Here is a 23,792-nt window from a genome sequence, read left to right on the forward strand (position 1 = left end):
TATTCCAGTATTACGGACAAAGTTCTTTTTTTTAGCGTAAAGTCCGAAATATTACCCTTCCTGGATACTGTTGCTGATTAATTTTGGCATAGACTCGTAAACAGGTTAATACCTCGCCAGGATTGCCACCACAGTCTAATTGTAGGTCATCTTTAGAAAATTCACAAACATCAGCATACAGCCCTGATAATTGTTTGAGTCGGACTTCATTACCTGCTTTAACTGCTTTATCAGCGGCTTTTTTTAACAGATGCCGGGATTCTTTTTGTAATTTTCCCCACCAAGAATAACGTTCAGCAGGAGGGATAAATACTAAGGAATGAATGGCTTCATCTATGTCAATCCAAGCACATAAATTAAGAACTACATCAGTATTTTCATCTATTTTTTGGATGCGGTGCAAGCGATCGCTTAAAGCATCAATATATTGATGACGTTGTTCCAATTTGGCAGATAAAGAAACTACATCAAAGCTAAAAACACTTTTTAAAGCATGATGTAAATCTGCATCTATTTCTATAAACTTAATATATAAAAGTAAAAATCCGGCGATTAAATATAAATTATCGGCAAGATGCGTTTGGGAAATTTCCGAATTTATCAAAGCTGTTTGAGATAAACATAGTCCTTTGGCTTGAACTGTACCACTCAACCCCGGATAAATAATTTCATCACGCACAAATGGCAATTCATCCAGATTTCTATTATCTACAACTGCCCCTACTTCCTGTGCTAATTCTAAAGCCTTATGTCGCCAAGATGTCGCTACATCTTCAGGAACTCGCAATAGTTTTCTATGAATTTCGTTCCATATTTCCGCATCAGTTTGACCTTGAATATGAGAATTACCTAAATAAGAATTTAATTCTGAATTGTTATTGAAAATTTCTTTTAATTTTAATAATTTTAATTCATTTGTTAATTCAGGTTGTTTTAGATCCCCGACTTCTTTAAGAAGTCGGGGATCTGAGGATGATGGTTCTAATAATTGATGAAGTTCTTGTAGAAGTTCTTCGCATACCTGACATCCGGCATCAAATGGATATTCTTGATTTGCTTTTGTTAAAGTTGCAGCTAATCCATATAAATTAAACCGCAATATTTTGGCTAATTCTGAGTTTTCTATAGTTAATAGTTTATGTAGATTCTGCATAATTTTATCAGGATGAAAATAAAAGATTTTAGATCCCCGACTTCTTCAAGAAGTCGGGGATCTTGAACTTAATGAATACCGCAAAAAGGATCACGTTCTTTATCAACTTCATTGGGTTGTAGTTCCAATTCTGCCCGATAAATACATCCTTCTTGTTCGAGACATTCTTGATTATTAGATGTCCAATAAGGAACTGCCCCCGCGTGCATTCTTAATATGCCTGTATTATCAAGAGTGACATGATATTGACAGGGATAATCTGTGACAATATCCGGTTTACTGAGTGTACCAATCCGTAACCATTTTTTGGTATTTGTCTCACTATCAGTTTGATAAATGTAGAAAGTATGTTGACCACTTTGAGGAAATGGTGGCAAAGGTTTACTAATTAATCCTGTTCCTGGTTGCTTCACCCCATCTTGTAAATAATGAAATGTTTCCATTGATTTACCTTCATTATTATCAACGGCAAATACTAAATGATAAGCATGAGGTTGATCAACTGTGGCAGATTCTAAAACATTAATAGCAATATCACCATCATTTAAGTTGTGTTGATGATTTTCAACGGCAATATTCCATTTTAAATTACCATCAGTAAACAAGGCATTTTCAGTAGATTTAGATATGACTGAATTAATATCAATACCAACTACGTCTATTAAATAATGGGGATTACCTCGACATAGTAAAATACTAAATTGTAAAGCTTGGTCAATCTCAAATTGGACTTTGATTTTTTTGAGAAATTCCTGTTCTTCCATGCCCAACTTATCCATCAATATTTTACCGTCGAAACTCCCCCACAGACGAAAAGTTCCATTTTCATAATCTTGACGATGGATAATATTAGTTAATTGAATGCCCTGCCAAGGTGTCCGCACTTTAGCAACCGTATCCCAAGGTGCAAGCTGATATAGTTCTTGTCCAGCACTAAAAATGGCTAATGGATCGTTACTTTGGGTTTTGCGTTTAAAGTTGCAAGGAAGATAATAAAACAGGTTTTTGACATCAATTTCTAATTGATTTGCACCTTTGCGTAATAGACTTTTAGATTCTTCAGGATCAAATCGAAAGCGGCGCAGTTTTTCGGCATAACAAGCACCTGCGGAAGTGGCAAGCTTAGTAAATTCTAAAACAAAAGTAATTCGTTCGGGATTCCAAACAAAATATGGTGATTGACTAAATTCCTCGTAAATTTGTTGTTGCACAAGATCAAGACTACAGGTTTTCCCAGAAAGAATTAACCAATCTACTTTTTGATTAGGTTCTGAACTGAGACGGCTTTCTATTAAACCTTTAGCAATGCCAATTGCTTCTTTAATTGACGAAGTTGCTGCCCGTTCAAATTGCTGATGATCTAAAGTTAAATAAATAGATTCAGAACTTCTAACTTGAAATTTAACAGCACTTTGGGCAAGCAGTTCGCCAATTTGTTGTTCATTTAAAGTGAAGGTTAATAAAGAACCATCTGTGGTTGTTTTTTGTCCTAATTTGAGTTTGGCGGCTTCCGCATGATCCCACAATGTATAAAAGGTTTGTAGGCGTTGGGTTGCTTGTTGCCAACGAGTTGGTAAGACTTTTTCCGCAGTATCCAGGGCATCTTTAAAGGCAACATCACCTTCAGGATTTTCCTTATCTATACATTTTAATAAACTACCAGTTTTAAATTTCCCATCTTCTAAAAAACGGTCGTTTAATTCGGAGTTAATTAAGTCTTCTAATTTATCGCTTTCGATGTCACCTGTAGTAACTGCGGTAAGGAGAAAATCAGAAATTGCTACTTTTAACAAGCGGAAAATTCGTAAAGTAATTAATTCACCACCTAATTGTAAATGTCCTGAAGAACCTAATAATTTAGGAGTCAGTTTATAGTAACGTCCGCCTAAACCTCGATCTTCATGATCTGCAAAGAAAGGGGTTTTATCTTCTAAAGTTAGTTCAATTAAAGCTAAGTCAGTTGTGCCGCCACCAATATCTAAAACTAGGACATTTTGTGACCATTTATTCCCATTTTGACGACAACGAGTTTTAAAAGATTCAATGCCAATATTCAGATTTCCGCCAAATTCTCGCCACAGGAAAAAGATAGCCACAGAAACTGCTTCATCATAGGCAGTTTGTACATCATCAATGCCTAATTCCTGGACTAATTGCTTAATTTCTTTGCGAACTATGGGAGGGGCAACAGTGGGATAGGTAACAACTGCTGTTAAAAAATCGCCTTCTGAAAATCTGCGTCTAGCCCTTTGCCGATAATCTTCTGTTAATTCAATTAATTGCGCCCAAGCTGCTTGAATGAGGCGATTAACTTGAATATTTTCTTCGTCGTCTTCTAAGATAATTGGGAAAGATCGATCTTGTCCAAAATAGCGTTTGGGTGAATGATGAAATCTGCTAATAATTTCTTTGACTGAAACAGTTGTGCCTTGGGCTATGGCTTTTCTTCTATTATCTCTTGCGTCTCTACCCATGCGTAGTTTTAAGGGGATTAATTGCGATACTTCCATTTCACTGGGAATTTCTGTGCTGCGTCGGTCAATATCTAAAACTACAGGCATTAAATTTTGTGATTCTAATGTGGGAACACGAAAAACTTCATGATATATAGCATAAAGCTTTTTGCTAACAGCCCGCCGAAATCTATCACTTGTTCCTAGACATAATTCAATTTGGCGAATTGCTTCTAAAAATAATTCTTTGTTATCACTTTCAAAAATTTCACTTAATTGATCTGATTCTATTTCTAAGTTTTTGCTAATATCAACCAGGAATTTTTCCCACTCACCACTACTAACATCTGGTAAGGCTAAATCTGGGGAGGAATTAAACCATTCCGCCATACGTTCTCTCAATCTCAGTTCTTGTTCTCTGGGTAAAACTTCGGCAATGGGAACTTCTATGGGGTCAAAAAGTGTCACTGTAGAATTGGAAGTACCAAAATCTAAAGCTAACCAACCAGGAAATCTTTTTCTTTGTTTTTCGTTGAGTTTTTCACTGAGTTGTTGACTTAAATTATGCAAATAGTGATCAAATTGTGAAGTATTCATGGGGGGATGATTTTTTGTAGATGAACTTGATGATGTTTGTAAATTGGGTATAAACCAAAGATCACATTCAGCACATACATGATTAGATATGGACAAATTTGCTTTTCCCGCAGCGTCAGAATCAAAATATTCGACAATTACCTTTAAGGTACAATCAACTATTGTGATTAAAGGTGCATCTAACTGACAGGAGTTTTGTCCTAGTTGAGAAATATTATAAATTTGTTTGGGTGTATCTGAGTGAAATTGTCTATAGCTGCTTTGAATTTTTGCTGCTAATTCATTTGGTATACCTCTGACTATGCAGGTAATTCGAGAAATGTGGGGAATGTTGCTTTTAATAGGGACAATTTGGATGGTGGGTAGATGCAACTGTGCGTTTTCTTTCATACCTAATTTAAAGCTAGGTAGAAGCTGAATTTCCACAGGCATTTTTGGTGTTCCTTTTTTTGTTTGTTAATATTTCATTGATAGTGCATTTCCCTAAATTTATTTGATAACTAATAGAAGAGTACGGATTATATCAATTCCTATTTCATTGAGGTAGATAAGGAAGATTCTAACCGCAGATGGAGGAGGATAAACGCAGATGAACGCAGATGAATTTGTACTTTATTAGATGTTATACCAATTTTGTATAAAGATGCGCCAAATTTAGAAAGTAACGTTAGCGAAGCGTGGCGTTAGCCATACCACAGAGGCACAGAGAACACAGAGGAGGAAAAGACAAGGTTACAAAATTCAGCGCAGTCTCATAAAGAAATGGTATTACCAATTAAATGCAGGTAAATAATTCTTCTTCATTAATTGTGGCAATATCGGTTAAGATTTCTAGCCAAGCGGGAATGGCTAATTCGGTTTGTAAATCTCTTGCAGCAATATATCTTAGTAGTGCTTCTTTTTTGGAAAGGTTTTGCAAGCTGGGAATAATTTGATCTAAAATTCCATTGATTTCTATATTTACTTGCTGATTGCTTTCACTGACATATTGCACAAGGTGAAGACTAGCACTAGCGGTAATTTCATCTCGCAGTCGTAATACAAAAAGTTGATGATTGACACTTCTTGATGGGTTTTGATTTCTTTCTGGTGACCAATCAAAAATTTGCCCGACACTGTGTTTTTCGTCTTGTCTAGCTAGGGGAAAAATACTTTCTGGTTTGATGGTTTGATTATGGTTATTGATTTCGGCAATAATTGCTTCTTTCCATTGACGAGGATCAGATCCTAGTAACAGTTTATAAAATAAATCTGCTTCTTCAAGTCCAAATTTTGATTCAATTTCTTGTTCCATTTCTGGCTGAAGAATGGCTTGTAGTTTTTCCCGTTCTAAGGTGATTTGATGTGCCAATGAGCTTAATAAGTCTATCACGGCTTGACGAATGCGATCGCTCGCAAAGTTTTCCAATTCTCTAACTGTTTTCTCAAAGGCTGGATAAAAGTCATCACTCTTAGTCGGTATGGAGGTATTAACCCGATTTCCTCTATCAAATAATTTCCCCGCTGCACCTTTAAATTCTGCTAAGGTAATTGTGCCATTTTGGATTTTATTAAATAGTAATGTCCACTGACTCCAGTTCAAAACTTTTAAAGTTAGTTCATCTTTAATGACATCACTAACTACAATACCTCGGCGGTCTTTCAACTGTTCTTTACCTAAATCTTTTTGAAAGTTTCTGTAGGTTCTATCTAAACTTTCTATAGCTAATCTCAATTCTAGTAAAGCCGGAGTATCAAGTGTGGGTATGCCTTGTTCGTGAATTTCGGCAATAATTTCTTTGAGATATTCTTGTTGTTGACGAATACCATCAGCCGCCCGACGGGTATCTTCATATAATTGCTTTAGTCCGTGATTAGCAACATGAGTTTGAATTAGTTCTCTTAATTTACTAATACCACCATCTTGAGCAAAATAACCCAATTGTTTCCCTAATTGATTTCTCCCATCTGCTGCTAATAAAGATTCACTTAAATCACCCCATTTCTGTTGTAATTTTTTCGGTCTTTCCAGATATTCTGGATAATCTAAATTAGCAAGAAATTCCTCAGAACCTGCTTTCACTTGACCAGAACGTTTGGCTAATTCAGCTAATCCTAACAGGGGTGATAATAAAACAATTCTGTCTTTTTGACTGGTAAATGCTTCCGCTCCATCAATAATGGTTTTGAGAACTTTTAATTTTTGGAAAACTGTATTTGTTTGTAACGGTTGAGAATCAGATTGATTATTAATTAATAAATCTAGTTCTCTTTCTCCACCTTCACTTTCTAAAGGCAGTTGATCAAAACGTCCCACACCGACGAGAATTAAATCCTTGAGGTCTTGTCCTGGGCGTTGTTGTTGCATCATTGTGAAGATTTTATGGGCGCGATCGCTCCCCGGCGATTTACCATTCAGTAAGACTAAAATTGTCTGTACCTGTGCCAATTCTCGCAACGATAAAAATGTATCCCTAGCGCCTGAATTAGCAGCACCCAACCCCGGAAAATCTAACAACACAAATTCTTCTGCACCCGTAACATCCCAAATTTCCCGTGATATTTTCACTTCAATATCAACGCGACGAATTAAGAAAAAGCTGGTTTGTAATAATTGCGTTCCTAATCGTTGTGGCGCATTTGGTAAGCGAACATTCGCCGCTGGTAAATCCTCAAACTTGAGAGATTGAATCGCCATTGGCATTTCTGCCAGTTGTAAACCCTCACGGGCAGTAATACCATCAATTTGGTAAAAGCGACCGCATAAAGCCTCACCATAAGCCTGATAAGCCCGCAAAAATAGCACTAACTCCCGCACCAAATAACGCAACTCTAAATTATTTGAGCTTTTCCAAACTTCCTCACACCAAATACTGATATCCTTACCAGTTTTAATTTTAGCTACCTGTAAAGGTGTCACCCCAGCGGACGTAGCGCGACGGTTTGCTTCTTTGAGAATGAAGTGTAAGCACTCATTTACCCCTTCATGGGATAAATATTCCACCGTATAATTATTTACTTGAGTAGTTGCAAAATCATCCTGGGGTTTAATATGAATAGCTGTGACATTACCTGTTGTCGGATTTTCACTTACAGGTAAAGCATCTGCATAACCAATCAGACTGCCTAGTAGCAAACTTTTTCCGCTGCTAAACTCCCCCATTACACCAATTTTCACCGGTGAGTTGGCTAGTTCAACAGTTTTCTGTGCCGCCTCTCGCAGCCGCAACAGACAATCATCAAGGCTAGTGGGAACCCAATCTTCCTCTTGGGAAGGGCGTTGGGGAACTGAGTCAATTTTGCGGAGGATAAATTCACCGTACTCTTTCAATCGCGCCAGCTTGTCTGGTTCCATAGAGTAGTCTTTCGTTTGAGTTCATTTTCACAACTGGGTTATAACACAAAACCCAGAAACCACCACCACTGATACAACGAAAACAGACAAGACTGTTCGGTTAAGGCAATGGTTTACAAATAATCTTTAACAAAAAAAATACATGACTTGTTAAAGCAGAAGATAATGTTATTTAGAGAACTCCACAAAAAATAAATTACCCAATGTTGTGGGATGGGCATCTTGCCTGTCCTTGTATTATTAGCAGGCAAGATGCCCGCACCACAAGAAATTTTGGGATATTTTTTTAATTGGATAACTCTTAGGGATTACCAAAAAAGATAATCCAATGTTGTGGGATGGGCATCTTGCCCGTCCTTGTATTATTAGCAGGCAAGATGCCCGCACCACAAGAAACTTTTGGGATATTTTTTTAATTGGATGACTCTTAGGGATTACCAAAAAATAAATTACCCAATGTTGTGGGATGGGCATCTTGCCCGTCCTTGTATTATTAGCAGGCAAGATGCCCGCACCACAAGAAATTTTTGGGGATTTTTTTAATTGGATGACTCTTAGGGATTACCAAAATAAATTACCCAATGTTGTGGGATGGGCATCTTGCCCGTCCTTGTATTATTAGCAGGCAAGATGCCCGCACCACAAGAAATTTTTGGGGATTTTTTTAATTGGATGACTCTTAGGGATTACCAAAAAATAAATTACCCAATGTTGTGGGATGGGCATCTTGCCCGTCCTTGTATTATTAGCAGGCAAGATGCCCGCACCACAAGAAACTTTTGGGATATTTTTTTAATTGGATGACTCTTAGGGATTACCAAAAAATAAATTACCCAATGTTGTGGGATGGGCATCTTGCCCGTCCTTGTATTATTAGCAGGCAAGATGCCCGCACCACAAGAAATTTTTGGGGATTTTTTTAATTGGATGACTCTTAGGGATTACCAAAAAATAAATTACCCAATGTTGTGGGATGGGCATCTTGCCCGTCCTTGTATTATTAGCAGGCAAGATGCCCGCACCACAAGAAACTTTTGGGATATTTTTTTAATTGGATGACTCTTAGGGATTACCAAAAAATAAATTACCCAATGTTGTGGGATGGGCATCTTGCCCGTCCTTGTATTATTAGCAGGCAAGATGCCCGCACCACAAGAAACTTTTGGGATATTTTTTTAATTGGATAACTCTTAGGGATTACCAAAAAAGATAATCCAATGTTGTGGGATGGGCATCTTGCCCGTCCTTGTATTATTAGCAGGCAAGATGCCCGCACCACAAGAAACTTTTGGGATATTTTTTTAATTGGATAACTCTTAGGGATTACCAAAAAATAAATTACCCAATGTTGTGGGATGGGCATCTTGCCCGTCCTTGTATTATTAGCAGGCAAGATGCCCGCACCACAAGAAACTTTTGGGGATTTTTTTAATTGGATAACTCTTAGGGATTACCAAAAAAGATAATCCAATGTTGTGGGATGGGCATCTTGCCCGTCCTTGTATTATTAGCAGGCAAGATGCCCGCACCACAAGAAACTTTTGGGATATTTTTTTAATTGGATGACTCTTAGGGATTACCAAAAAAGATAATCCAATGTTGTGGGATGGGCATCTTGCCCGTCCTTGTATTATTAGCAGGCAAGATGCCCGCACCACAAGAAACTTTTGGGGATTTTTTTAATTGGATAACTCTTAGAGGGTGTTTGAAAAGTCATGATTGCTGTATCAAATATTTTACCCCAACCCTCCCCTTTATAAGGCCACGGTGTACACACAAGTTATCGAATCACCATTATTCCTCAAATTACCCCATCCTAACCCTCCCCGATGCTTTGGGGAGGGAACTAATTTTTCCGGTTTCCCCCCAAAGCATCGGGGGATTAAGGGGGGTAACAATGTGATGAAAATTACGGGATACCACTTTTTAAACAACCTCTTAATTTTGTTCAATTTGTCAATTATTGACCACCAGAAAAAAACAAAGGTAAAATAAACCCTGAGATAATTCCCCCTAAGACAATTACCTCAATTATTTGCAATAATAAACCACCCCTCATAAACTGATTAATTTCTTCCTGAATATAATGGGAAAAATTACCCAACCAAACACAGAGACGACTATACCAGTTAGCAGGACTATCTTCTGGGCGGAATTTCCAGGATAATATTGATAATAATAATGGCGCACCACCAACTTTAGCCGACATCAAAACATGAATTGCTAAACAAAAAATTATGATTACCCAAGCCATGAGATGAGCATAATACCAAACATGATCAAGTTCTCCTGTAGGTAGCCATTCTTCCTTCATCATTCTCCCAGATACCACCGCCAAAACAGCAGCAAGCAACATTTTAGTATTTACTAAACGTTGTAGGCTTATCCACCAAATTGGTTTACCAAATTGAGTTAGGTTTGGGATAGAGTCTGGTTGTAATAGTCGTCTTTTTCCAGCATGAAAACTATAAACAGCAAAAAATGGTAGTAAAATCAAGAAAAATACTGCCAATGTCCCATGAATATCCTGTATAGGATTGATTTTGGGAATTGGGATATATCCAAATCTTTTATCAAAAGTGTTGTAAACTAAGAAGCCGCTAATAATTGCACCAATTCCTAAAATCCCGCTCATACCATGCAGGATTCGGAATATTAATGGTTGATAGGGGGCTGAACGATTCATAAGTTGATATATTAAGGTTTCCAAAAGGCTAATTTTAGCTTAGTACATATGACTTACGTACACTCACTAACTTACCATAATATGAATGAAATTACGTCGTTTTCAGCTTTGGGAATAACTTATAAAAGTAGGGTGCGTCAGATAGAGGAAATTTGTTTCTTATCAAATTATCGGGTCCGACGCACCCTACAAGAGATAAAATCCACATTACATATTTGGTAAACTTGGTTAATGCGTAAGTCCTAGTATATTAAAACATGGGATTTATATTACAGCAGATTGCAGATTAATTAGGTAGAGGATCTAAATTTAAAACCTGACAGCAAGCCAGTTTTACTTCTGAATCTTTCTGTATCACTTCTCGAAATTCAAATAACATGAATATCAAAAGTCCTCTCCGTTATCCTGGTGGAAAATCAAGAGCAATTAAAAGTATCGCTGAATGTCTTCCAGAAAAGTTTTCTGAATTCAGAGAACCTTTTGTTGGTGGTGGTTCAGTTTTCATTTATCTCAAACAACGATTTCCCAATTTAAAGATTTCTATTAACGATTTAAACCCAGAATTATTTTTATTTTGGCATTTGGCAAAATCTGATTTACCAAAACTAGTTTCCGCAGTTCGTCAAGTTAAAGAAAATTCTCAAGATGGAAAATTACTTTTTGCCAAATTAGCTCATGTAAATGTTAACACATTATCAGACTTAGAAAGAGCAGTCCGGTTTTTTGTTCTGAATAGAATTACATTTTCTGGAACTATAGAATCCGGTGGATTTTCTTTAGAATCTTTTCATAAAAGATTTACCAATTCATCAATAGATAGACTAGAAAAATTAGAAAACATCCTAACACAAGATATCCAAGTTACCAACTTAGATTATAGCCATCTGATTAATGAACCAGGGAAAGAAGTATTCATATTTTTAGATCCTCCTTATGTCAAAGCCGAAAAATCTAAATTATATGGAAAAAAAGGAGATTTACATACAGGATTTGATCATCAAAAATTTGCAGAGATATTAAAACAATGTCCCCACAACTGGTTAATTACATACGACGATTGCCCAGAAATCAGAGAAAACTTTAAATGGGCAAATATCATCGCATGGGAATTACAATATGGCATGAATAACTATAAACAAAAAAAAGCCGAAAAAGGCAAAGAACTATTTATTAGTAACTATGAAATTAACCAAAACTTAAAAAAATCTCAACTGATTGCTTAAAACTCATCTTTGCGCTCTTTCTCTGCGTCTGGAGCGCCTCTGCGTGCAACAGAAAGCCATTTTTCGGTAAAATTACATCCAACATCATAAAAAAGCAGAACAATGGATTTTACTATTTGGTCTAACTTACTCAAACAATTATTAGAACGGCAATCATTATCCCGGACGCAAGCCGCAGAATTGATGCAAGGATGGATAAATGAAACGATTCCCCCAGAACTGTCAGGGGCAATTTTAATGGCCTTGAACTTTAAAGGAATTTGTGCTGAAGAATTAACAGGAATGGCAGAAGTATTAAAATCCCTGTCTTCTATATCCATGAACAAAGGCGGGGAAACACCGTCCCAACGGTTAATTGATACTTGTGGTACAGGTGGTGATGGGGCATCAACCTTTAATATTTCCACCGCTGTAGCCTTTGTAGTGGCTGCTGCTGGTGTACCCGTGGCTAAACATGGTAGTCGTTCTGCTTCCAGTCTCACAGGAAGCGCGGATGTTTTAGAAGCCTTGGGAGTAAATTTGACTGCTGCCAGTGATAAGGTACAAGCAGCAGTACAAGAGGTAGGAATTACATTTTTATTCGCCCCTGGGTGGCATCCAGCCCTGAAAGCCGTTGCCCCATTACGGCGAAATCTCAAAGTGCGGACTGTGTTTAATTTACTAGGACCTTTAGTAAATCCCCTGAATCCTACTGGTCAGGTAATTGGTGTTTTTGATCCTCAACTGATAGAAACCGTTGCTGAGGCCTTAAATCTCCTGGGAACACAAACAGCGGTGGTTCTCCATGGACGAGAAAAATTAGATGAAGCTGGTTTGGGCGATATTACCGATTTGGCAATTTTAAAAGATGGTAAAGTATTCCTAACTGCTGTTGATCCCCAGGAAGTTGGTGTGATCCCTGCTCCTATTAACGCTGTTAAGGGTGGTAACGCACAAGAAAATGGGGTGATTCTTAAAAAAGTTTTGCAAGGGAAAGGCACACAAGCGCAACAGGATATAGTGGCGTTAAATGCTTCCCTGGCATTGCAAGTAGCAGGTGCTGTTCCCTGGCTAAATCATGCCCAAGGGGTGACTCTAGCTAAAGAAATTTTACAAAGCGGTAGCCCTTGGACAAAGCTGGAACATTTAGTGGATTTTCTGAAGGATTAGCTTCTGAGTGGCCTTGGGGACGAAATTCTACGACGTTACGTTTGATAGTTACATCGTAATTACCGAAAAAGTCATGTCCTAAAAGTCCTGTTTCTAATTCTGTACCAGCGATCGCTACTGGGACCTTATTTACTGTCATGCCCCCGACTTCCATAGAATCAAGATAGCCAATGGGAAATTCCACAGCTTTAGCACTGGCAGTATTCGCTTTAGTTTTACCGACAGTGACTACACCCAAAGCTGCTGCTATCTTCTGGGTAATCACAGTTCCACTCGCCCCCGTATCCACAATCATCTCAAACTGCTGTGTCCCATTGAAAGTAACTTCAATAATTGGTGTACCACCAACTCGCCGTTTAATTGGGGCAATAAATACCTCATGGTTGCGAGGGAGGGTGGTTAATGGTGAGAAACTAGGCTTAGATAAGGATGGTTTTAGAGCTTTACTATCAGAGGGACGGGCAGAAATTATCCCATTACCCGGTAGTTGAGGAACCTCAATGACCACTGATTGCGGCTGAGTTACAGAAGATGCTAAATTTTTGGGGTAAGCCTTCCGGCGAGCTAAGGCAACTTGACGGCGGTATTCAACGATTTGACGTTGAGCAAACGCAAAATTGCCACTATTGCGCCTGACTTGCTTCATCAGAGCGATCGCATCTTGGAACTGACTCACCACCAACTTCCAATCATCCACAGATACAGCAGATTGGCTGATACTCTTAGCACCAGCAGCTTTATCTAGAGCCATTTCCAAAGAACTTAATTGGGTGGAAGCAGATGCTCGTGGCGTTGAATTTGGACTAGCTAACAGTTGTTTACGTTGACTGGAAGAACGGATAGCCGCCAAACTCCCAGTTGATAAAGATTGTTTAGACTCACCAGTTATCGTTGTCTGCTGATCTTGATCACAGGCAACAGTCAAAACCGCTAAACTAACGGAACAAAAAATGAGGGCTGTCCGGGATAAAAAATACTGAAGCATAGTGAATGTTTTAACCGCCCTGGCTGCTCTTCCCAAGTGTACTCCTCCCACCCAATTAAAAATGCTTGACTATTGAATCATTTAATTTTTTATTAATTCCCGTCAGAAATCTAAAAACCTCAACTCATGGGATAATAAACAGTCGCAGTCCGAGACTGGGAAAAAATTAATTCAAAATTGGGAACGGGTAATTGGTAATTGGTAAAAATTCCTGCCCCCACCTCCCCCACCTCCCCCACCTCCCCTACCCCCTGCCCCTCTAACCTATGTCCTTATCTGACGCAGTACCTGCTCTACTTGTCCTAGCAGATGGCTCTACTTATCGTGGTTGGTCTTGCGGTGCTACAGGAACCGCCATTGGCGAAATCGTGTTCAACACTGGTATGACCGGATATCAAGAAGTGTTAACCGATCCCAGTTACTGTGGTCAAATCGTCATTTTTACTTATCCCGAGCTAGGAAACACTGGTATTAATTCCGAAGACGAAGAATCAAATCAACCCCATGTTAAGGGAGCGATCGCTCGCAATATATGTCATAAACCTAGTAACTGGCGTTCCACCCAATCCCTACCCAACTACCTGCAACAGCATCACATTCCCGGTATTTACGGCATAGATACCCGCGCCCTCACCCGGAAAATTCGGATGTTTGGGGCAATGAATGGCGGCATTTCCACCGCAATTCTCGACGAAACAGAATTGTTAGAAATGGTACAAGCAGCACCCAACATGACAGGCTTAAACCTAGTCAAAGAAGTCACCACACCAACCGTTTACGAATGGATGGAAGCCACAGCCACCCCTTGGGAATTCAACCCCGAAGCCATAGCTAAAATTAGCGAAACCTTCACCGTCGTCGCCCTAGACTTTGGAGTCAAGCGGAATATCTTACGCCGTCTCGCCAGTTATGGATGTCGCGTCATAGTTGTTCCTGCCGATACACAACCAGAAGAAATTCTCAAATACAATCCAGATGGTATTTTCCTCTCTAACGGACCAGGAGACCCCGCCGCCGTCACAGAAGGTATCAACACCACCAAAGCCTTACTAGAGAGCCAAAAGCCCATATTTGGCATTTGTATGGGACACCAAATTTTAGGTCATGCCCTGGGAGCAGAAACCTTTAAACTAAAATTTGGACATCGCGGTTTAAATCAACCTGCTGGCTTACAAGAAAGAGTGGAAATTACCAGCCAAAACCACAGTTTTGCTCTGAACCCAGACTCCTTACCCACAGCCACAGTTGAAATCAGCCATTTGAACCTCAATGATCTGACCATAGCTGGAGTCCGTCACAAGACCCTACCTGTGTTTTCTGTCCAGTACCACCCAGAAGCCAGTCCTGGACCCCATGATGCCGATTACTTATTTGAGCAGTTTGTACTAAAAATGCAAGCAGCACGGCAATAAATTTTAGATTTGGGATTGCCGATTTTAGATTGAACTCGCATTTTACATTCACAAACTTGGATTCATGCCAGCAGGGGTAAAGCATAAACCCCAAAAAATCTAAAATCTAAAATCTAAAATCTAAAATTCCCAGGTGATGATGGACATTGGTAATTAGTAAAAAATTTTGCCAGTTTCCAACATAGACAAATTGCTCAAAAACCATCTACACTAGAACGTTTACTTTTAGTAAAAAGAACGAGGAGAAAATCATAGCTGAACCACTAAATCTAACCGTGAGCCTGAGAGGTACACGCGAAGTCCGCGATAGCTGTCAGCTATTACGCCTCACAGGTTTATTAGACGCTTTCTCTGAGCCGACATTCACTAAAGTAATTGGCAGTAAAATTGAAGAAGGCCCAAAAAACATTATTTTGGATCTCTCACGCATTGACTTTGTGGATAGCTCTGGCTTAGGTGCGCTTGTAAGACTAGCCAAACTGGCTAAACCTGAATCTAAAAGTGAAGGCAGTTTCCAAATTGTCACTAATGCTCGTGTCACCCAAACGGTTAAGCTTGTTCGTTTAGAAAAGTTTCTCTCCCTACAAGTTTCAGTTGAGGCAGCCCTAGAAAACATCCCAGCAGATTGATTGCTTGAATGGAAAATCTAAATTAAGCTATCCGATGTCAAATCTGGATAGCTTAATTTTTGGATTACAGTAGAAGTTAAGAGTCTCTTTCCGTATGGCTTTTACCTCAGGTTCTGGATCTCATTCAACTACACACCGCCATCTCAAAGAAGAACCCCCATTTAATGTATTATGTTGAGAGTTAAATATAATTTAAGTTGTTTTAGATAATGACGGCAAAAATTGTCTCCCGATGTAGTGCTTTTTTAAGGAATGATTAATCTGTGAAGTCCAAGGAGGAAACAGGCGAACACGAAGAAGATGAAACCGCTACACAGCATTCATCAGATATTTACCCGTGGTTGGTAAATGCGACGCAACTACCCCAGCAAATATCCCCAGCCCAAATAAAACAGATATCTCCTTCAGCATTAGCCTACTTGGGGGACGCAATTTACGAATTATATGTTAGAATGGTTTATCTGTGGCCACAACAACGATTGGAAAATTACCATCGTTCCGTAGTGGATCAGGTAAGAGCAGAAACACAAGCGCTACATTTGCGAATGTTAACTCCTTACTTGAGGAGTAACGAATTAGAAATTGTTCGCAGAGGTCGTAACTCTGCTACGAGTCGTCATAAACGACTAAATCCCGAAATTTATCAACAGGCAACTAGTTTAGAAACCTTAGTTGGCTACCTATATCTTACTGATTACCCCCGTTTAACCGAGCTATTACAAAAACTTCCCCTAGAGAAATAGTGAGAAGCTACATCTGGCGATTGTTACTGATTTGTAATTGTTCATTAAATTAATGTCATCGGGCTGTTCACTCATTTAAATCAAATCTCAATACTGTTATGACAAGTCAACCAAAGAAAAATCATTCCGGCGGACAACCAAAACGTGGTCAGCCAGTAAAAATTAAGGGTAAGCGCGTTGTGCCTCAACCTAGCCGTAATCAAGGCAAAAGTGATGGTAAACCCCTTTCCGTTAAACCCCGGACATCTCGCTATGCTTCTGAACCATCCCCAGAGGTTAGAGGAGACAGAGAAGGTAACTCCTATTCTGCAAAACCTCGGACATCTCGCTATGGTTCTGAACCATCCCCAGAGGTTAGAGGAGACAGAGAAGGTAAATCCTATTCTGCAAAACCCCGCTCTCGCTACGGTTCAGAACCATCCCCAGAGGTTAGGGTAGACAGAGAAGGTAAATCCTATTCTGCAAAACCCCGCTCTCGCTATGGTTCTGAACCATCCTCAGAAGGTAGAGGAGACAGAGAAGCTAAATCATTCTCAGTTAAACCTCGGACATCTCGCTATGGTTCTGAACCATCCTCAGAAGGTAGAGGAGACAGAGAAGGTAAATCATTCTCAGTTAAACCTCGGACATCTCGCTATGGTTCTGAACCATCCTCAGAAGGTAGAGGAGACAGAGAAGGTAAATCATTCTCAGTTAAACCTCGGACATCTCGCTATGGTTCTGAACCATCCTCAGAAATCACCTTAGCAAATGAAGGTAAATCCTTCACCAGTAGATATCGTCCTTCTTATCAGTCTTCCCAGCAACTTCCAGAAATTACATCCACAGAAGAGACTGATTTAATCTATGGTCGTCATCCAGTTTTGACGGCGTTGGAAAATGAACGCAGTATTAACCGTCTCTGGATTACTACTCGTCTTCGTTATGATCCCAGATTCCATCATTTGATTTTACAAGCCAAGGATAATGGCGCAGTTATTGATGAAGTTGAACCAATACGGTTAGACCAAATTACTGGTCGCGCTAACCACCAAGGCATAGCGGCTCAAATTGCCCCTTATACCTATATTGAATTAGAAGACCTCATTGCTAAGTCTAAATCTATTACTGATCCTGTCATTGTAGTTGCTGATGGTATTACTGATCCCCATAATTTAGGGGCGATTATTCGCACGGCGGAAGCTATTGGCGCTCATGGTTTGGTGATACCCCAAAGAAGAGCAGCGGGAATTACTTCTACTGTTGTAAAAGTGGCAGCAGGTGCATTAGAAACCTTTCCTGTATCTAGAGTTGTCAACCTGGGTCGCGCTTTAGAACAGTTAAAAGAACAAGGCTTTTGGATTTATGGAACTGCGGTTACAGGTAGCGAACCATTACAAAGTGTTAAGTTTAGCGGACCGGTGGTTTTAGTTGTGGGTGGTGAAGGCGAAGGTCTGGGGATGTTAACACAACGTTCTTGTGATGTTTTGGTGTCCATTCCCTTACAAGGTAAGACTCCTAGCCTCAATGCTTCAGTAGCAACTGGTATGGCACTTTACGAAATTTATCGTCAAAAATCGCAGAATACACTGTATCTTGATAAACTACAGACAATTGCTTTGAAAAAACAATAGTACAAAAGCTGATCTCGTGGATATTTGTCTACGAAATCAGCAACTGTAAAAGACAATAAATTTAATCTATTTGCACACGCCCAGTTATCACGTTTATAAATCGGCGAAAACTATGACAACGATTTGGCATAACTTCCAAGAGAGGTTAATTAGTACATTCAATGGACTCGGTCTTGCTTGGTGGGTAGAAGTTGTTACACAAAATCCCAGTTGTACATACTACTTCGGTCCATTTTTCAGTTCTGCGGCAGCTACTAAAGCCAGTAATGGCTATGTAGAAGATTTGGAAATTGAAGGGGCGCAGGGAATTATAGTGAATATCAAACGCTGTAAGCCTACTGTTTTAACAATTGCTGAAGATTTGGGGGAATGGATTGACCGTAAAGTAAAGCCTGTCTTTAGCGGTCAAAATTAGTCTAATTACCAATTCCAGAGGCTGTTATCGTTCCCAGGCTAATCCTGGGAACGAGTTATGCCTAATTTAAACTTTCATGATTTGGGGGTTAATGGCTAACCAATTGTCAATGTCTCCTAATAACTGTTGGGGTATTTCCCAAGGGAAAAGATGGGCTGTGTTGGGGTAACATTGCCATTGGGAGTTGTGAATGTGTCGGGCTGTTTCTAAACTGGCATCAGCGGTAATGTGGCGATCTTGTTCACCAGCAAGCACTAGGCTGGGACATTGGATTTGCCAAAGGTCTGGGGTGCGATTATAACCTGCTCTAATGGCACTGTAGAGGGCATTTGTGGCGGCTGATGAGGTTTGTAAGTAGGCTGGTAGGGCATCCCTAGCTATGTAATTGTAAGCTGTGGATGTGTGTTGTTGAATCAAGTAGCGAAAGAGCGATCGCTTGCCAAAAGTATTAATATTCCATTCCCAACTGGGTTTTATATAGTTTAATATACCAGCAATTCCTGTATAAATATTGTCTTGCCAAGAAATTCGGGGATGATTGCCCCAAGGTCTAGCGGCTGTGGCTACTAAAATTAAGCCTGTGATGCGTTGGGGTAGACGCATGGCTAGTTCCATCGCTAAAATGCCTCCTAGCGACCATCCCAATACTAAGCATTTTTCTATTTTCAACCGATCTAATAAGGCTTCTATATCGTCTAAATGGTCTTGCATTTCAAATTTACCCTGAAACCGACTTTTGCCGTATCCGCGTAAATCTGGGGCAATAGTTTGGTAGCGTTGTGATAAATGATTGGTGAAGATGGCAAGGCTAGGTCCCGAACCAGGATGACCATGTAAGCCCAGGATGGGAAATCCTTGACCTTGGGTGTAGAAGTTAAGTGGTACAGTTCCAGATGTGCTATTTCCCATAAATACCTATTGTATAGCCAATATCAGGAATTACAGCAATTTCCAATCATATAAGGTACATCTTAGCCCCCTCATCGCTTGCGGGGAGGGGGTTGGGGGTGGGGTTCTTGTTCCGGGTTTGATGACAATTTGCTGTAAGTAATTGGACAAAAATAGTTACAGTCATTGCGAGGGAAGGGAAGCAATCGCCAGGGTTGTGATTGCTTCATTTCACTTCGTTCCATATGGCTAACGCAATGACATTGTGTAATTAATTCTGTCTCACTACTCAAGCGATTCGCACTGTTATTTCTGACAAAGAAACCTTTACACCTTGACGCTGTAATTCTTAGAGGAAAAGGTTATAGTTTGCTTATATTAACAATTCAACAAATTCTTACAGAGAAATGAAATACTACGTAATTTATGATGGACAGTGTAACCTCTGTGTAAATGGAGTACGTATATTAGAAAGTTTAGATCAAGGAAAACTGTTTAACTATGTTCCCATGCAAGATAAAGAAACATTATCAGGATGGGGGATTACGCCCCAAGATTGTGAGCAGGGCATGATTTTAATCAATGCTGAACAACTTTCACAACGTTGGCAGGGTAGCGATGCCATTGAAGAAATTGGACGGTTGTTACCTACAGCGGGCTTTGTTGATATTTATCGGGGCTTACCTGGCATGAAATGGTTAGGCGATAAATTCTATGAACAAATCCGTGATCATCGTTATACCCTATTTGGAAAACGTGATACTTATGAATCTGTTTATTGTGTTGATGGTAGTTGTAAAAACAATTAACCCGCTTAAAAATTTCATACTGCGATAGCGATCGCGCTGCTGCAAGCAGTTCGCTTTGTTTATCCCAGACCTGATATTACTCAAACCCGGTTTTATCAAGAGGTGTTAGAAATTGGTGAGAAAAAAGGTTTACAACAAGGCGTGCAACAAAGAGAAGCAAATTTCACTATTCGTTTACTAAAACGCCGTTGTGGTAATTTAACTGCTATTCAAGAGCAAAAAGCAAAAAGTGCGTTTGCGTAGCATTCCGTAGGAATCGCTCTCCATTTCTCAATAATTTAATCCAGGGTTTACACTTAAATTAAGAGAATTTTAAGTAGGTTGGCGTTGAAAATTGTCGTTATGGCAAGGCAAAAGGCAAGAGGCAAGAGGCAAGAGGCAAGAGGGTTTGGGCGAGTTTACGTTTCTTTACACAGTTTGGTTTTATTGTGTTCACCTACTTATCTTATTTTTTTCAAAATGAGAATTACTGATCTGTTGTAATCTTGTTTGCTATTAAATGTAAAGTATGATCGGGCTAATATTTGATTTGTGGGAATCCCCCATTAATTTATTCTGACTACTGACTCCTGCTTCAATAAAATAGGAATTGAGAAGCGAAAAGTTATCCTCATCACTTCTCATAAGACTACTCCTTACACTTACTGTAATTAGAACACTTAATTAATAAGTGCCACCTCTAGCTAAAGGTGCAGATTTATTGGCAATAACCATGAAACTGGTATAAAATATTGCCAAACCATCAGACTTTATTGTTTACCTTGCAATATTTCTTCTACTTCTGTGAGTTTTACAGGTCCAGCAAAATTTGGACTGGTGATAATAAAAGATGGTGTACCACCTAATCCTAATTGTTGGGCTAATAATAGGTCTTTTTCGATGGATTTATTAGCTAATTTGCGATCATTGTCAAATTTTGTGAGGTTTAAATTGAGCTTTTTGGCAATATCTAAATATAAAGTCTCACCCAATTGTTTCTGATTGGTAAACAGGGCATCATGATATTCCCAAAACTTACCTTGTTTATATGCTGCTGTAGCTGCTGTAGCTGCGGGTAATGCTTGATCATGAATTTGATAAAGGGGAAAATGTTTATAAACTAAGGTGAATTTATTCGGATATTTTGCCAATAAATCTTTGAGTGTTTGATGTGCTTCGGCACAATAAGGACATTCAAAATCTGAAAATTCTATTAATACCGTTTTTGATTTGGTTGCACCAATTGTGGGAGAATCACCAATTACGGATTGAGGATTTGCTTGAAAATTATTGATAAATTCTTGCCGTGATTTTTGGATATTCTGTTGCTGTTGCTGCTGATATGCTCCCACAGATTCAATAATTATTTCTGGGTGTTTGCGGATAATTTCTAGAACTTGTTTTTCTAGTTGGGGGTCTATTTTAGTCTCAGCTTGGACGGGAAGTGACCAGCTTAATATCAGACAGATCAAGCTAACAATTGCTAAATTGCGAAAATGAGTAAAAATTTTGAACATTTGTCAAAGATAGATAACTAGCAATGTAATTTTATCAAGTAGCGGAGAAAACAGCAGTTGTAAAAATTATCTCTATGTCTTTTATCATTATCAGTATTATTGGTTTAAACTTGGCTGAATAGGGAAGAGATAGAGGGGTAGGGAGCAGGGGGAAATAATTACCAACTGACAACTGACCACCTAAACCAAAAACTTGGATTAATACAAAAATAAATTATGAACAGTAAAATTTTGGCAACATCTGTATTTTTACTCAGTGTGAGCTTATCAGGTGCAGTTCAAGCTGCAAGTTATGAGGATATTAGGCAGTTATTGGCAAATAAAAAGTGTCCAAAATGCTTTCTTGGTAACGCTGGATTAGTCATGGCTGATTTAGCTGGGGCAAATTTAAACGGTGCTAATCTTGTGGGTGCTAATTTAAGTCGGGCAAATTTAGCCGGTGCGGATTTGCGGGGTGCAAATTTAAGCGGTGCAAGTTTATTTGGTGTGAATTTAAGTGAGGCTAAACTCAGTGGTGCAAATTTAACTGGTGCTGATTTAAGAGATACCTATTTAATGAATGCTGAATTGAAAGGTGCGAATATTACAGGTGCAAATTTTCAAGGTGCGGTAGGAATACCTTCGCAAATTGCTAAATCAGAGGATTTTTATGCTTGGGGTGTAGCAGCGGCAGAAAAGGGAAATCTTAAACCAGCTATTGATTATTTTAGCCAAGCGATCGCTCTTAAACCAGACTATGCCGGCGCATATTTAGCCCGTGGTATTGCTAGTTATCAAAGTTTAGACAGACAAAAGGCCTTACAAGATGCCCAAATAGCAGCAGAATTATTTGAAAAAGACAAAAATACCGAAGGATTGAAAACAACGCAAGCTTTTATTACAGAATTAAAAACGCCTTACTCAGAAACAGTGAGTGCGGGTAAACCCAGCTTTATGGACTTTGTAGGGAGTTTAGGTTCAGTCTTATTACAGTTTTTCCCCTTCTAGTCCCCATTTTATCCAGAAAATTAGGTTTAAAAGCCTTTTCTAATTACTTAAAAACAAGTATTATTGCTAGTAAGGATACTTAATCACTACCAAGACAATCATACTACTGACAAGATGGATACTAGAGCATTTCCTAATTTAGCCCCAGAAGACCGCTTAAATAAAATTACCGACATTTTTGATACTCCAGCAACTTTAGACCGTTTGTGTCAGGTTAGCGGTGGTCATGTGCGCGATATTTTAAAGTTATTAAATCCCTGGATTATGAAAGATAAAAAATTTCCTCTCCAGGGTAATACTTTAGAGCAGATTATTCGTGAACGACGTAATGAAATGTCTTTACCTATTTCTGCTGAAGAATGGGAATTATTACGCCGTGTCAAAGAAACTAAAGAAGTTAGTGATGATCAAGGATATCAGAAATTAATCCGCAGTAGATTTGTCTTTGAATATCGAGATCAAGGTGAATTATGGTTTGACGTAAATCCGATTTTAGCAGAATCGGAAAAATTGTCTGAATCAGGATTTCCAGGATTAAAGGATTTGCAGGATTAATATTTTGTCTGATAGCGTAGCGTGGCGTTAGCCATATCAGGATATTCAGGATTTAAGAATTAACAGGATTTATATTTCGTCTGATAGCGTAGCGTGGCGTTAGCCATATCAGGATATCCAGGATTTAAGGATTAACAGGATTAAGGTATATATATCATAGCCCCCTCCTCGCTTGCGGGGAGGGGGTTGGGGGTGGGGTTCTTACTCACTCAACCAAGTACAAAATTTATAAGTCGGGGATATTGTTTATCACAAATTAACGTAACCGTTCACGTAACCGTTCACGGGGGGTACAAAAAACACTCTATATGAGATTCCACGAAAACAGCATGAAAAACGTTATAGATTTGATTTTTTTAGGTCATTTGAAATTCGCAAAATCTCTATATCGGTTTGCAAATCGTTTTCCAGCCAATTTAAGAACCATTCGTTAATATGTCAAGTTGCCTGAAAAACCCAACAGACAAAGCTTTCAGGTTTTTTAATAAATTCTCACCCCCTGTGAACGGGTAACTATTCAGGCGCTATTGAGGATTTTGAGGCATATATTAAATGGACTGATGATAAAGAGTCAAAAGCGCAACTATAAGGCTGGGTGAAGAATTTGAAGGCGGGGAAAAATCCCTTTACGGATGCGGTGTTGAAGAAGTTGAGCGGTTAGAAAC

The 23,792-nt window shown here is 39.0% G+C and carries 16 protein-coding genes and 2 pseudogenes; 11 read left to right on the forward strand and 7 right to left on the reverse strand.

Annotated elements, in window-relative coordinates; all coding sequences use genetic code 11:
* Nucleotides 1–31 precede the first annotated feature (31 nt).
* From NG743_RS24500 to NG743_RS24515, 4 genes are all read right to left on the reverse strand, one after another.
* Entirely contained in the window at nucleotides 32–1,153 is a 1,122-nt protein-coding gene (locus tag NG743_RS24500) for a hypothetical protein (RefSeq protein ID WP_257121073.1), read from the reverse strand.
* A gap of 68 nt (nucleotides 1,154–1,221) precedes the next feature.
* The gene (locus NG743_RS24505) at nucleotides 1,222–4,635 is read right to left on the reverse strand and encodes an acetate and sugar kinases/Hsc70/actin family protein (RefSeq protein WP_257121075.1); all 3,414 of its coding nucleotides are present in this window, start codon (nucleotides 4,633–4,635) and stop codon (nucleotides 1,222–1,224) included.
* Nucleotides 4,636–4,978: 343 nt separating this feature from the next.
* On the reverse strand, nucleotides 4,979–7,537 hold the full coding sequence (locus NG743_RS24510) for a dynamin family protein (RefSeq protein WP_257121076.1): 2,559 nt from the start codon (nucleotides 7,535–7,537) through the stop codon (nucleotides 4,979–4,981).
* Between the two features lie 1,960 nt (nucleotides 7,538–9,497).
* Nucleotides 9,498–10,223 carry a cytochrome b/b6 domain-containing protein gene (locus tag NG743_RS24515; RefSeq protein WP_027401416.1) on the reverse strand — a complete coding sequence of 242 codons (726 nt, stop codon included), beginning with the start codon at nucleotides 10,221–10,223 and terminating at the stop codon, nucleotides 9,498–9,500.
* 377 nt (nucleotides 10,224–10,600) lie between these two features.
* Between NG743_RS24515 and NG743_RS24520 the strand changes: the two genes are divergently transcribed.
* The gene (locus NG743_RS24520) at nucleotides 10,601–11,446 is read left to right on the forward strand and encodes a DNA adenine methylase (RefSeq protein WP_257121077.1); all 846 of its coding nucleotides are present in this window, start codon (nucleotides 10,601–10,603) and stop codon (nucleotides 11,444–11,446) included.
* A gap of 102 nt (nucleotides 11,447–11,548) precedes the next feature.
* A complete protein-coding gene (trpD, locus tag NG743_RS24525) occupies nucleotides 11,549–12,595 on the forward strand; it encodes an anthranilate phosphoribosyltransferase (RefSeq protein WP_027401414.1) in 1,047 nt (348 codons plus the stop codon).
* On the opposite strand, the gene NG743_RS24530 is transcribed toward trpD, so the two are convergent.
* Nucleotides 12,525–13,580, reverse strand: a complete 1,056-nt coding sequence (locus NG743_RS24530; RefSeq protein ID WP_027401413.1) for a retropepsin-like aspartic protease family protein — start codon at nucleotides 13,578–13,580, stop codon at nucleotides 12,525–12,527. The genes trpD and NG743_RS24530 overlap by 71 nt on opposite strands.
* Nucleotides 13,581–13,846: 266 nt before the next feature.
* On the opposite strand from NG743_RS24530, the gene carA reads away from it, so the two are divergent.
* The 5 genes and pseudogenes from carA to NG743_RS24555 all read left to right on the forward strand — a co-directional run bounded on the left by carA (nucleotide 13,847) and on the right by NG743_RS24555 (nucleotide 18,392).
* On the forward strand, nucleotides 13,847–14,992 hold the full coding sequence (gene carA / locus NG743_RS24535) for a glutamine-hydrolyzing carbamoyl-phosphate synthase small subunit (protein WP_027401412.1): 1,146 nt from the start codon (nucleotides 13,847–13,849) through the stop codon (nucleotides 14,990–14,992).
* Nucleotides 14,993–15,267: 275 nt separating this feature from the next.
* A complete protein-coding gene (locus tag NG743_RS24540) occupies nucleotides 15,268–15,621 on the forward strand; it encodes an STAS domain-containing protein (RefSeq protein WP_035081402.1) in 354 nt (117 codons plus the stop codon).
* A gap of 263 nt (nucleotides 15,622–15,884) precedes the next feature.
* On the forward strand, nucleotides 15,885–16,364 hold the full coding sequence (locus NG743_RS24545) for a Mini-ribonuclease 3 (protein ID WP_027401410.1): 480 nt from the start codon (nucleotides 15,885–15,887) through the stop codon (nucleotides 16,362–16,364).
* A gap of 827 nt (nucleotides 16,365–17,191) precedes the next feature.
* A pseudogene (gene rlmB, locus NG743_RS24550) lies at nucleotides 17,192–17,977 on the forward strand (23S rRNA (guanosine(2251)-2'-O)-methyltransferase RlmB); the annotation flags it as partial.
* Between the two features lie 112 nt (nucleotides 17,978–18,089).
* Nucleotides 18,090–18,392: a DUF1816 domain-containing protein gene (locus tag NG743_RS24555; protein WP_027401408.1), complete on the forward strand. Its 303-nt coding sequence runs from the start codon at nucleotides 18,090–18,092 to the stop codon at nucleotides 18,390–18,392.
* Nucleotides 18,393–18,458: 66 nt separating this feature from the next.
* On the opposite strand, the gene NG743_RS24560 is transcribed toward NG743_RS24555, so the two are convergent.
* Nucleotides 18,459–19,301 carry an alpha/beta fold hydrolase gene (locus tag NG743_RS24560; protein ID WP_257121079.1) on the reverse strand — a complete coding sequence of 281 codons (843 nt, stop codon included), beginning with the start codon at nucleotides 19,299–19,301 and terminating at the stop codon, nucleotides 18,459–18,461.
* 386 nt (nucleotides 19,302–19,687) lie between these two features.
* Here NG743_RS24560 and NG743_RS24565 point away from each other — a divergent pair, with 386 nt between their 5' ends.
* Both NG743_RS24565 and NG743_RS24570 read left to right on the forward strand, forming a co-directional pair.
* Nucleotides 19,688–20,089, forward strand: a complete 402-nt coding sequence (locus tag NG743_RS24565; protein WP_027401406.1) for a thiol-disulfide oxidoreductase DCC family protein — start codon at nucleotides 19,688–19,690, stop codon at nucleotides 20,087–20,089.
* A 102-nt stretch (nucleotides 20,090–20,191) separates the two neighbouring features.
* Nucleotides 20,192–20,332, forward strand: coding sequence for a DUF4351 domain-containing protein (locus NG743_RS24570; RefSeq protein ID WP_193963192.1), 141 nt, complete (start codon nucleotides 20,192–20,194; stop codon nucleotides 20,330–20,332).
* A gap of 506 nt (nucleotides 20,333–20,838) precedes the next feature.
* Here the strand turns inward: NG743_RS24570 and NG743_RS24575 are convergent.
* Nucleotides 20,839–21,585, reverse strand: coding sequence for a DsbA family protein (locus NG743_RS24575; RefSeq protein WP_193963191.1), 747 nt, complete (start codon nucleotides 21,583–21,585; stop codon nucleotides 20,839–20,841).
* Between the two features lie 216 nt (nucleotides 21,586–21,801).
* Between NG743_RS24575 and NG743_RS24580 the strand changes: the two genes are divergently transcribed.
* Both NG743_RS24580 and NG743_RS24585 read left to right on the forward strand, forming a co-directional pair.
* Nucleotides 21,802–22,572 (forward strand): pentapeptide repeat-containing protein, encoded by a 771-nt coding sequence (locus NG743_RS24580; protein WP_027401403.1) that lies wholly within the window; start codon nucleotides 21,802–21,804, stop codon nucleotides 22,570–22,572.
* Nucleotides 22,573–22,695: 123 nt separating this feature from the next.
* Nucleotides 22,696–23,127, forward strand: a pseudogene (locus NG743_RS24585) (ATP-binding protein); the annotation flags it as partial.
* Nucleotides 23,128–23,792: the final 665 nt, after the last annotated feature.

This window comes from Dolichospermum heterosporum TAC447, from assembly GCF_024584745.1.
In the GTDB taxonomy this organism is placed as follows: domain Bacteria; phylum Cyanobacteriota; class Cyanobacteriia; order Cyanobacteriales; family Nostocaceae; genus Dolichospermum; species Dolichospermum heterosporum.